The following is a 12622-nucleotide window of genomic DNA, read 5'->3' on the forward strand; positions in this document are numbered from 1 at the left end:
TTGCACCGATTGCGATGGAAGAAGGTTTGCGTTTTGCGATTCGTGAAGGCGGTCGGACCGTTGGAGCGGGTGTTGTTGCAAAAATTATCGAGTAGCAATGATCTTTTAGTCTTCTTGGTATAATTCACGTGTCTTGTCTATAAAGATAGCGCTAAGAATGAAGTGTTGGTATGTAAAAAATAGGCCAGTAGCTCAATTGGCAGAGCGTCGGTCTCCAAAACCGAAGGTTGGGGGTTCGATGCCCTCCTGGCCTGCCCTATATCAGCTGGCTCATTAGGAATGATGGGTTTGGGTTGAAAAAAATTGGAAGTGGATCTTTTTTCTCAAGAATATTCGAGATTTTCTTAGCGATCTATCTAAATTCCTTGTCGAAACTGAAAAAATAGCGGACTTCTATTGTCTAGGATGGTGTTTGAGTGAATAAAATTAAGCTAATACTGGCTGTTCTGTCAGTGATGGCAGGTGTGGTGGGTTTTTACTATTTGCGCGACAGTGCAACGGTTATTCGCGTTCTGGTATTGCTGCTCAGTATTGTTTTAGCAATTGTAATAGCTTGGTATACCGATCAAGGTAGGCAGTTTTATGTTTTTAGCAAAGAATCTGTAGAGGAAACACGGAAGGTGGTCTGGCCTAATCGAAAGGAGACCATGCAGACTGCCGCTGTTGTATTTGCGTTTGTTGTGGCCATGGCAATTTTTCTTTGGCTAGTAGATGCGGGTTTGATGGCAATAGTAAGGTATGTGATGGATCAAGAGGGGTAAGTGAAATGATCCAGGTGATAGAATGAGTAAAAAATGGTATGTAATTCATGCCTATTCCGGTTTTGAAAATAGTGTTAAGCGTGCCCTGCAAGAACGGATAGCCCGTGCTGGAATGGAGGATAAGTTTGGCCAAATTTTGGTTCCAGTAGAAGAAGTGATGGAGATTAAGGGTGGCCAGAAGAATATTAGTGAAAGAAAATTTTTTCCTGGGTATGTTTTGATTGAAATGGAAATGACGGATGATACCTGGCATTTGGTAAAGCATACCGCTAAAGTAAGTGGTTTCGTGGGGGGGTCGTTGATGAAACCTACGCCAATCAGTGAAAAGGAAGTGCAGGGAATACTCAATCAAATACAAGAAGGCGTTGAAAAGCCTAAACCTAAAATTCTATTTGAGATTGGTGAGGCGGTTAGGGTTAAAGAGGGTCCGTTTACAGATTTTCATGGTAATGTTGAAGAGGTTAATTACGATAAAAGTAAATTAAGGGTGTCTGTGTCGATATTCGGTCGTCCTACGCCTATTGAGCTGGATTTCGATCAGGTCGAAAAATCTTAAATTTATTGAGAAAAGATCACAATCGTCAGAGTGATTGTTATTTACTATTGTTTGTATTTAGAGGGGAGAGTGCCATAGGCGCTCGATAAGACCCAAACAGGAGAATAATTTTGGCAAAAAAAATTATAGGGTACATCAAGCTGCAAATACCCGCCGGAAAAGCGAATCCAAGCCCGCCTATAGGCCCTGCTCTTGGGCAGCGTCAGCTTAATATCATGGAGTTTTGCAAAGCATTTAATGCGGCTACCCAGAAAATGGAGCCGGGTATACCCGTTCCTGTGATTATTACTGCTTATGCAGATAAAAGCTTTACTTTTATTATGAAAACAACACCGGCATCGGTGTTGATCAAGAAAGCTGCGGGTATAAGTAAGGGAAGTTCTAAGCCACATGTAGACAAAGTGGGTAAATTGACGCGAAGTCAGGCAGAAGAAATTGCTAAATTAAAGATGCCGGACTTAACTGCCGCTGATATAGATGCTGCGGTTAGAACGATCGCAGGTAGCGCGAGAAGTATGGGTGTAGAGGTAGAGGGGGTATAAAATGGCGCATATTTCTAAGCGATATAAATCAATAAATAATAAGGTCGATCGAAATAAAATTTACGCATTGGCTGAAGCGATATCACTAATAAAAGAAACAGCAACAGCAAAATTTGATGAATCCGTTGATGTTGCGATTAATTTAGGTATTGATGCAAGAAAGTCTGATCAGGCGGTTCGTGGCTCGGTCGTTTTACCTGAAGGTACAGGGAAAGTTGTGCGCGTGGCTGTTTTTGCACAAGGAGACAAGGCTAAAGAAGCGCAAGATGCGGGGGCTGATATCGTTGGTTTTGAGGATCTTGCAGAGCGGATTAAAGCTGGTGAGCTTAATTTTGATGTTGCGATCGCGACCCCAGATGCAATGCGTATTGTCGGTCAATTGGGGCAAATACTAGGGCCAAGGGGTCTTATGCCTAATCCGAAAGTGGGTACGGTTACACCGGATGTCGTTACTGCCGTAAAAAATGCTAAGGCAGGGCAGGTGCAATTTAGAGCGGATAAGGCGGGTATTGTACACTGTACGATTGGCAGAGCCTCATTTGGGGTGGATGCCATTAAAAACAATATCATGGCTTTAATTGATGCGCTCAATAAAGCTAAGCCGTCTACATCGAAAGGGGTATATCTAAAAAGAGTAACCCTATCCAGCACTATGGGGGTGGGTGTGCGTGTTGATCATGTAGGCATAGCGCATTGATTTTATAGGCTTTGGGCTATTGACGTTTAGTCAATAGGTTATCAAAGACCGTTGGGGCGGGTAGGCTATCATAGATAGGGCGCTATGTTCATTTATTTAGCTGAAGCTTAATTGTCGGTGAGTTGCCAAATTTTCTCAATGAGAGAAGTTTATTAGGTATATCCACGAAGATACCCAACGCAGATGGCGTATCCAGAGCAGGTTTTTTTTCTCCTGACTAAGATCGCCGATTTTTATAGTATGGAGGATATCGCGATTATTCCGATATTTCTTATGCGTTTCATATGGAGAATGTATCTTGAGTCTTAATCTTGAACAGAAAAAGGCGATAGTTGCTGAAGTGAGTACTCAACTTGCGAACGCGCAGGCGATTATTCTTGCCGAATATCGAGGATTGGAGGTAAGTCACTTTACTCAGTTGCGAGCAAAAGCACGTGAGCACGGAATCTATTTTCGAGTAATCAAAAATTCATTTGTGCGCCGTGCTGTAGAGAATACACCTTATTCTGGCCTATCTGATCAGATGGTGGGGCCTTTAGCATATGGTATCGGATCTGATCCAGTAGCCACTGCCAAGGTATTACATGAGTTCGCAAAAAGCAATGATAAGTTTGTCATCAAAGCGGGCGCAATGGCAGGGGCTGTATTGACGAGTAAAGAAGTTGCTGCTTTGGCTAGTTTGCCAAGTAGGGACGAATTATTATCCAAACTGATGGGGACGCTACAGGCGCCTATAACCAAATTTGTGAGAACACTTAATGAAGTACCAACAAGATTTGTACGCGGATTAGCGGCAATCTGTGACCAGAAATAATGTGTCCGATTACAAATTTATGTAGAACGATTCATAAGTATCTCTAAAATTATCCAGAATATCATTTACTGTTAGGAGAAAAAAATGGCTATAGCCAAAGAAGAGATTTTAGATGCAATTGCTAACATGACAGTGTTAGAGTTGTCTGAGTTAATCAAAAACATGGAAGAAAAATTTGGTGTTTCGGCAGCAGCTGCTGCTGTAGCTGTCGCAGCACCTTCTGCCGCTGCTGCTCCGGCAGCAGAAGAGCAAACAGAATTTTCTGTTATTCTAACCGCTGCAGGTGACAACAAAGTGAATGTGATTAAAGTTGTTCGTGCTGTAACAGGTTTAGGTTTGAAAGAAGCGAAAGATTTGGTTGATGGCGCTCCAAAAGCTGTAAAAGAAGGGATTGCCAAAGCAGATGCCGAAGCAATTCAAAAGCAACTAACCGAAGCCGGAGCAACTTGCGAGATCAAGTAACTATTCTGATAGAAGATATTGGCTGGCAGAGAGGAAGTGTGCTGCCGGCCTTTACTTTCTTTTATGGTTTGTATTTTATCGTTTATCTAAAAAATTCTATTCATTTACAGCGGTGGTTTGTAAATGTTTGTTTAGATAGATAAAAAACAAGCTGGCTATTTAATCTTCAATCTTCTGCGCCTGGAGAAAATTGATGAACTATTCGTTCACCGAAAAAAAACGTATCCGAAAAAGCTTTGCTAAACGTGCTAGTGTTCTTCCTATTCCTTTTCTTCTAGCTACTCAGCTTGAATCTTATGCAGCATTTTTACAAGAACATGTTGCGCCAAATAAGCGCATTAATCAAGGGTTGCAGGCTGCGTTTAATTCAATTTTTCCGATAGAAAGCCATTCTAAGAATGCACGCCTCGACTTTATAAGTTATTCTCTAGGTGCGCCGGCGTTTGATGTAAAAGAGTGTCAACAACGTGGGTTAACGTACGCTTCTCCTCTACGAGCCAAAGTACGGTTGACTATTTTCGATAAAGAAGTTTCTAAACCCACAGTAAAGGAAGTTAAAGAGCAAGAAGTCTACATGGGGGAAATCCCTCTGATGACCGATACCGGCTCATTCGTCATCAATGGGACAGAGCGTGTAATCGTTTCTCAATTACATCGTTCTCCTGGCGTGTTTTTTGAACATGATCGCGGAAAAACACATTCTTCTGGTAAATTACTTTTTTCTGCGCGAATTATTCCCTACCGAGGTTCTTGGCTCGATTTTGAGTTCGATCCTAAAGACTACGTTTATTTCCGTATTGATCGTCGGCGAAAAATGCCGGTGACGACTTTATTAAAAGCAATGGGGTGCACCCCAGAGCAGATTCTTGCTGATTTTTTTGTTTTTGATCACTTTTATTTTACCGATAACGAAATTTTATTTGATTTGGTGCCCGAACGTCTACGTGGGGAGACAGCAAGTTTCGATATAGTGGATGATAAAGGTAAAGTGATTGTTCAGAAGGACAAGCGGGTCACGGCAAAACACGTCCGCGAATTACAGCAAATTGGCTTAAAACAGATCGTTGTGCCAGAGGAATTTTTGCTTGGCAAAATCTTAGCTCAGGATATTATCGACAAAGAAACGGGGGAGATCGTTGCTCAAGCCAACGATGAGTTCACCGAGGTACTGCTGACAAAAATCAAGCAGCTTGGGATCGATAAAATAAGTACGCTGTACATAAATGATTTAAATTACGGGCCATTTATTTCTCAGACACTGAGAATAGACGAGACGGTAGATCAGACGTCTGCGCAGGTGGCGATTTATCGGATGATGCGCCCTGGGGAGCCGCCTACTGAAGAAGCTGTCGCTGCTTTATTTGCTGGTTTGTTTTATTCACCTGAGCGCTATGATTTGTCAGTCGTGGGGCGCATGAAATTCAACAGACGTGTTGGTCGTTCAGAACTCACAGGTTCTTCAACTTTATCCAATCAGGATATTATTGATGTCATCAAGATTTTGGTTGAATTACGCAATGGGCGTGGCGAAATCGACGACATAGATCATTTGGGAAACCGCCGTGTACGTTCAGTAGGGGAACTCGCTGAGAATCAATTTAGAGCTGGATTAGCCCGGGTTGAAAGAGCCGTTAAAGAGCGGCTGAGTCAGGCGGAATCAGAAAATTTAATGCCGCACGACTTGATTAATGCCAAACCCGTATCAGCGGCTGCTCGTGAATTTTTTGGCTCTAGCCAATTATCTCAATTCATGGATCAAACAAACCCGCTATCAGAAGTTACACATAAACGACGTATTTCTGCGTTGGGGCCAGGAGGGTTGACGCGTGAACGTGCTGGATTTGAGGTGCGTGATGTCCATCCAACTCATTACGGTCGCGTGTGTCCAATTGAAACGCCAGAGGGACCGAATATCGGTTTAATTAATTCGTTAGCGCTTTATGCACAAACTAACGAATACGGATTTATTGAAACGCCTTACCGAAAAGTAATAGATGGTAAGGTAACGGATGAGATCATATATTTATCTGCGATCGAGGAAAGCCAGTATATGATTGCGCAAGCCAATGCCAGGCTTGATATGAATGGGTGCTTCGTGGATGAAATTGTATCGTGTCGCCATAAGAATGAATTTACTTTGGCACCAAAAGATCAGATAGAGTACGTGGATGTGGCGCCAGCTCAGATTGTGTCTGTAGCTGCTTCATTGATCCCGTTTTTAGAGCATGATGATGCTAATCGTGCGCTAATGGGTTCAAATATGCAGCGTCAGGCAGTGCCTTGCTTGCGTGCAGAAAAATCGCTGGTCGGTACTGGAATTGAGAGAGTTGTTGCAGTCCATTCTGGTACAGCCGTACGCGCTATTCGCGGTGGGATTGTAGATTACGTTGACGCAAGTCGGATTGTCGTGCGTGTCCATGATGCCGAGACGCGCGCGGGAGAAGTGGGCGTTGATATATATAATCTGATCAAGTATACCCGTTCAAATCAGAATACCAATATTAATCAGCGTCCTCTGGTGAAAGTCGGAGATGTTTTGGCGCGGGATGATGTTATTGCGGATGGCGCTTCTACCGATTTGGGTGAGCTGGCATTGGGTCAAAATATGCTCGTCGCTTTTATGCCATGGAATGGCTATAACTTTGAAGACTCCATTCTAATTTCCGAGCACGTCGTGTCGGATGATCGCTTTACCTCCATACATATCGAGGAATTATCGGTAGTCAGCCGAGATACCAAGCTAGGAACAGAAGAAATTACCGCCGATATACCGAATTTATCCGAACGGCAGCTCGCACGCCTAGATGAGTCTGGTATCGTCCATATTGGTGCTGAAGTGGAAGCAGGTGATGTGCTAGTGGGCAAAGTCACGCCAAAAGGTGAAACACAATTAACGCCAGAAGAGAAATTGCTGCGCGCTATTTTTGGTGAAAAGGCATCAGATGTTAAGGATACTTCATTACGTGTTCCATCCGGTATTTCGGGTACCGTCATCGATGTTCAAGTTTTTACACGGGAAGGTGTTGAGCGGGATAAGCGCTCTAAGAAGATCATCGATGATGAGTTAGCTCGCTTCAAAAAAGACCTAGGTGATCAAATGCGTATTGTGGAAGCAGATGCTTTCACGAGAATTGAGCGTTTGCTTATCGGTAAGACTGCAACGGGAGGACCCAAGAAGCTCGCTAAAGGAACGGTGATTGGCAAAGAGTATTTGGAGAATATCGACCCACATCATTGGTTTGATATCCGCTTGGTCGACGAAGATGCAAGCGTACAGCTAGAGCAAATAAAAGATAGTATGGCGCAAAAGCAAAAAATGTTTGATTTGGCTTTTGACGAGAAAAAAAAGAAACTCACGCAAGGTGATGAACTGCCGCCTGGTGTGCAGAAAATGGTCAAAGTGTATGTCGCTGTTAAACGCCGTCTACAACCGGGCGACAAAATGGCTGGGCGCCATGGAAATAAGGGGGTCATTTCAAGAATTGTACCTGTAGAAGATATGCCTTATATGGCCGATGGCACACCCGTTGATATTGTACTTAATCCTCTCGGTGTTCCATCACGTATGAACGTTGGTCAAATTTTGGAGGTGCATCTAGGGTGGGCATCCAAAGGGCTAGGTAAGAAGATTAATGACATGCTGCGTGAACAAAGAGAAGTTGCGGAGCTTAGGGCCTTTCTCGATAAAATCTATAATAGTAGCGGTAAATCGGAGAATGTCACGTCATTGAATGATGACGAAATACGTGAGCTCGCAAAAAATTTGGTCGACGGGGTTCCTTTCGCTACGCCAGTTTTCGATGGTGCCACCGAAGATGAAATAAAAGATATGCTCGAATTGGCTGGTTTGCCAAGATCAGGGCAGGTAACCCTCTATGATGGCAGGACAGGCGCTGCTTTTGATCGACCAGTTACCGTAGGTTACATGCATGTGCTTAAGCTTCATCATTTGGTTGATGACAAAATGCATGCCCGCTCAACCGGTCCTTATAGTTTAGTAACTCAGCAACCATTGGGCGGTAAAGCCCAATTTGGCGGTCAACGTTTTGGTGAAATGGAGGTTTGGGCGTTGGAAGCCTATGGTGCTGCTTATACACTGCAGGAAATGCTGACCGTCAAATCTGATGACGTAAATGGTCGTACTAAAGTATATGAGAGTATCGTCAAGGGAGATCACAAAATTGATGCGGGAATGCCAGAATCATTTAATGTGTTGGTAAAAGAAATTCGATCTCTGGGTATGGACATTGATTTAGAGCAACATTGAAATTTAGATTGAAATTATTTTAGGCTGGCCTATAGATTAACGGGAGTGACAGATGAAAGCGTTGCTTGATTTATTTAAACAAGTTACTCAGAAAGAAGAGTTTGATTCAATTAAGATTGGTCTTTCCTCTCCAGAGAAAATACGCTCTTGGTCGTACGGTGAAGTAAAGAAACCCGAAACAATAAACTACCGTACCTTTAAGCCAGAAAGAGATGGATTGTTTTGCGCCAAGATTTTTGGTCCAGTGAAAGATTATGAGTGCTTATGTGGGAAATATAAGCGACTCAAGCACCGAGGGGTGATTTGCGAAAAATGCGGCGTAGAGGTTACCTTATCAAAGGTTCGACGCGAGCGCATGGGGCATATTGAGTTAGCCTCACCGGTAGCGCATATCTGGTTCTTGAAGTCATTGCCATCACGATTAGGTTTGGTATTGGATATGACATTGCGAGATATTGAGCGAGTGCTCTATTTCGAAGCATACGTTGTAACGGAACCTGGTATGACTCCCCTTTCTCGCTGCCAATTATTGACTGAAGAGGATTATCTCAATAAGACTGAAGAATATGGAGATGATTTCTCCGCAAGTATTGGCGCAGAAGGTATCCGTGATTTGTTGAACAATATGGATATTACGGCAGAAATTGAATCACTTCGCCGCGAAATGCAAAGTACTGGATCTGAAACAAAGATTAAAAAAATTGCAAAGCGTTTGAAAGTGCTCGAAGCGTTTAACAAATCAGGGATGAAGCCTGAATGGATGGTATTAACAGTTTTACCTGTATTACCGCCTGAGTTGCGACCACTTGTACCATTGGACGGTGGGCGTTTTGCAACTTCAGATTTAAATGATCTATATCGCCGAGTGATTAATCGAAACAATCGATTAAAGCGTTTACTGGAGCTTAGAGCACCAGAGATCATTGTGCGGAATGAGAAAAGGATGTTGCAAGAGGCTGTCGATTCGTTACTTGACAACGGGCGCCGTGGCAAAGCGATGACCGGTGCGAACAAACGTCCGCTGAAATCACTCGCAGATATGATTAAAGGTAAAGGAGGGCGATTCCGACAAAATCTATTGGGTAAGCGTGTCGATTACTCTGGACGATCGGTGATCGTAGTGGGCCCTCAGCTTAAATTACACCAATGCGGCTTACCTAAAAAAATGGCGCTTGAGTTATTCAAGCCCTTTATTTTCAATAAGCTTGAAGCGTTAGGTATTGCGAGTACTATTAAGGCAGCAAAACGTGAGGTGGAAAATGAGAGCCCGGTGGTATGGGATATATTAGAAGACGTAATTCGAGAGCATCCCGTAATGCTCAATCGGGCCCCCACGTTGCATCGCTTGGGCATTCAGGCTTTTGAGCCCGTATTGATTGAAGGTAAAGCGATCCAATTACACCCGCTGGTTTGTGCCGCGTTCAATGCGGATTTTGACGGAGACCAGATGGCAGTCCATGTTCCATTATCGCTTGAGGCGCAAATGGAATGCCGTACCCTGATGATGTCTACGAATAATGTTCTATCGCCTGCAAATGGTGATCCTATCATAGTCCCTTCACAAGATATCGTACTTGGGCTCTACTATATGACCCGAGAAAAAATCAATGCTCAGGGTGAGGGCATGATGTTCCATGATGTGGCAGAAGTATCACGCGCATACGAGAATCATTCAGTTGAGCTCAATGCCAAAATAATCGTCAGGATAAAAGAAATCGAGAAGGCAAGAGAGGATGGGACGCAGGTAGAAAAAATAGTACGCTATGAAACGACAGTGGGGCGCGCCTTATTGTCAGAAATTTTACCGAACGGACTGCCTTTTGCATTGATCAATAAGGTATTAAAGAAAAAGGAAATTTCAAAACTGATCAATGCTAGTTTCCGTTTGTGCGGTTTACGCGAAACTGTTATTTTTGCAGATAAGCTGATGTATTCGGGCTTTTCTTTTGCTACACGAGGAGGTATTTCGATCTGTGCGGATGACCTGCTCACGCCAGTTCAGAAAACCGATATCATTAGCAAGGCTGAGAAAGAAGTACAAGAAATAGCTGCTCAATATACATCGGGGCTGGTAACACAAGGTGAGCGCTATAATAAAGTGGTTGATATTTGGGGGAGAGCTGGCGATCAGGTTGCTAAGGCGATGATGGATCAGTTAAGTGTGGAACCCGTTCACGATCCAGCAACGGGTGCAATCAAAAAAGATGAAAATGGCAAACCCGTTATGCAGGAATCGTTCAACTCGATCTATATGATGGCTGATTCAGGAGCACGGGGTTCGGCAGCCCAGATTCGTCAGCTTTCAGGTATGCGGGGTCTCATGGCCAAACCAGACGGATCGATCATTGAAACACCAATTACAGCTAATTTTCGCGAAGGCTTAAATGTTCTCCAGTATTTTATCTCGACGCATGGCGCACGTAAGGGACTTGCTGATACGGCACTTAAAACAGCAAATTCTGGCTATCTGACTCGCCGTTTGGTCGATGTAACTCAAGATCTCGTTATTACCGAGCAAGATTGTGGTACCGATAACGGGGTGGTGATGAAAGCGCTGGTCGAAGGTGGCGAGGTTATTGAAGCACTGAGGGAACGGATACTTGGCCGCGTCACTGCGCAAGACGTCATAAACCCAGAGAACCAAGAAGTTGTATTTTCTGCGGGCGTATTGCTTGATGAAGATGCCGTTGAGAAAATTGAAGCTTACGGGATTGATGAGGTGAAAGTACGTACTCCGCTTACCTGTGCAACACGCTACGGGCTTTGCGTCATGTGCTATGGACGTGATTTAGGGCGCGGTACGGCGGTAAACGTGGGAGAAGCAGTAGGTGTAATTGCGGCACAGTCGATCGGGGAACCTGGCACACAATTAACTATGCGTACATTCCATATCGGTGGTGCCGCTTCTAGGACTGTGGTCGTCAGCCAGGTTGAGAGCAAGTCAAATGGCATCATTCACTATTCGCACACCATGCGTTATGTAAAAAATGCGCGTGGAGAGCTAATCGTTATTTCACGTAGCGGAGAAGTGATCGTCTATGATGAGAATGGTCGAGAGCGCGAGCGCCATAAAGTACCTTATGGCGCAACCCTGTTAGTTCACGATGGTGAAGCGGTTAAAGTCGGCAGAGTACTAACAACTTGGGACCCGCATACACGACCTATTATTGCGGAATATAGTGGTAAGGTACGATTTGAGAATGTTGAAGAAGGTGTCACCGTAGCCAAGCAAATTGATGATATAACCGGATTATCCACCCTGGTCGTAATTGATCCAAAGCGCCGTGGTGCCGCTCAATCTAAGGGATTGCGTCCATTGGTTAAATTTTTGGATGAAGAAGAAAAGGAAATCAAAGTGGCGGGCAGTGATTTGCCAGTTAGTATTACTTTCCAAATTGGTTCTATCATTTCGGTACGCGATGGACAGCAGGTGAGTGTAGGCGAAGTGTTGGCGCGTATACCGCAAGAGACTTCAAAGACACGTGATATTACTGGCGGATTACCTCGCGTGGCAGAGCTATTTGAAGCGCGATCGCCCAAAGATGCTGGGTTATTAGCAGAGGTCACTGGAACCGTATCTTTTGGTAAAGATACAAAAGGAAAACAGCGTCTCGTCATCACTGATCTAGATAATATCTCGCATGAGTATCTGATCCCTAAAGACAAGCACGTCATGGCACATGATGGTCAAGTCGTCAATAAAGGTGAAACGATAGTTGATGGACCTGCTGATCCGCAGGATATACTTCGATTGCAAGGCGTGGAAGCGTTAGCACGCTATATCACTGATGAAGTACAAGATGTTTATCGTTTACAGGGTGTGAGAATCAATGATAAGCATATTGAAGTTATCGTTCGGCAAATGCTGCGTCGTGTACAAATTACGGATGCTGGAGATTCGGCTTTTATTCCAGGTGAGCAGGTAGAACGCGCCGATGTTTTGGCTGAGAATGAAAGATTACTTGCTGAGAATAAAACGCCCGCTACTTATGAATATATGCTGTTGGGTATCACGAAAGCATCTCTTTCAACTGACTCGTTTATCTCGGCCGCTTCTTTCCAAGAGACTACCCGGGTGTTAACCGAAGCAGCAATCATGGGGAAAAGGGATGATTTACGTGGATTAAAAGAAAATGTAATCGTTGGCAGACTTATTCCTGCAGGTACTGGATTATCCTTTCACAGTATCCGTAAGAAGCAAAGACTACTTTCAAATACTCAGACAGGAATAAGTTTATCTGAGAAAGCTGTAGCAGAAATGAGCGAAGAATCTTCTGTCTCTACTAATAATGATATCTCGTAGAATGTGATTCTTTGTTATTTTTATGGAATGACTGGGCCATGAAGGGTAAAATACAGACGGAAATTACTATTTTACTTTCTCAAGAAACCGTTAGTCTCGCTTTGAAGTGGAATGCTTCTTGTATTAAAAACCTTGACATGGCTATGGATAAGAAAGTAGGCTTGTTAAGTGATTTTGAGGAGTAGAAGAAGTAGAGGGGATTATGCCTAGATGCTCGGGA

At 43.8% G+C, this 12622-nt stretch carries 9 protein-coding genes and 1 tRNA gene; all 10 read left to right on the plus strand.

Annotated elements, in window-relative coordinates; all coding sequences use genetic code 11:
• The coding region (locus C8R30_RS14915; protein WP_072445389.1) for an EF-Tu C-terminal domain-related protein at positions 1-95 on the plus strand (95 nt) is incomplete at its 5' end.
• 86 nt (positions 96-181) lie between these two features.
• Positions 182-254, plus strand: a tRNA-Trp gene (locus C8R30_RS14920).
• A 162-nt stretch (positions 255-416) separates the two neighbouring features.
• Entirely contained in the window at positions 417-761 is a 345-nt protein-coding gene (gene secE / locus C8R30_RS14925) for a preprotein translocase subunit SecE (RefSeq protein WP_090672421.1), read from the plus strand.
• Positions 762-783: 22 nt separating this feature from the next.
• Complete coding sequence (nusG, locus tag C8R30_RS14930) at positions 784-1317, plus strand: transcription termination/antitermination protein NusG (protein WP_090672424.1); 534 nt, start codon at positions 784-786, stop codon at positions 1315-1317.
• A gap of 110 nt (positions 1318-1427) precedes the next feature.
• Entirely contained in the window at positions 1428-1859 is a 432-nt protein-coding gene (gene rplK, locus C8R30_RS14935; protein ID WP_090672427.1) for a 50S ribosomal protein L11, read from the plus strand.
• A 1-nt stretch (position 1860) separates the two neighbouring features.
• The gene (gene rplA, locus C8R30_RS14940) at positions 1861-2556 is read left to right on the plus strand and encodes a 50S ribosomal protein L1 (protein WP_107790492.1); all 696 of its coding nucleotides are present in this window, start codon (positions 1861-1863) and stop codon (positions 2554-2556) included.
• 298 nt (positions 2557-2854) lie between these two features.
• On the plus strand, positions 2855-3370 hold the full coding sequence (gene rplJ, locus C8R30_RS14945) for a 50S ribosomal protein L10 (protein WP_090672433.1): 516 nt from the start codon (positions 2855-2857) through the stop codon (positions 3368-3370).
• Between the two features lie 84 nt (positions 3371-3454).
• Positions 3455-3832: a 50S ribosomal protein L7/L12 gene (gene rplL, locus C8R30_RS14950; RefSeq protein ID WP_090672436.1), complete on the plus strand. Its 378-nt coding sequence runs from the start codon at positions 3455-3457 to the stop codon at positions 3830-3832.
• 193 nt (positions 3833-4025) lie between these two features.
• Positions 4026-8099, plus strand: coding sequence for a DNA-directed RNA polymerase subunit beta (gene rpoB / locus C8R30_RS14955; protein ID WP_090672439.1), 4074 nt, complete (start codon positions 4026-4028; stop codon positions 8097-8099).
• 52 nt (positions 8100-8151) lie between these two features.
• A complete protein-coding gene (rpoC, locus tag C8R30_RS14960; RefSeq protein WP_090672442.1) occupies positions 8152-12402 on the plus strand; it encodes a DNA-directed RNA polymerase subunit beta' in 4251 nt (1416 codons plus the stop codon).
• Positions 12403-12622: the final 220 nt, after the last annotated feature.

The sequence above is a fragment of the Nitrosomonas nitrosa genome (assembly GCF_003051105.1).
In the GTDB taxonomy this organism is placed as follows: domain Bacteria; phylum Pseudomonadota; class Gammaproteobacteria; order Burkholderiales; family Nitrosomonadaceae; genus Nitrosomonas; species Nitrosomonas nitrosa.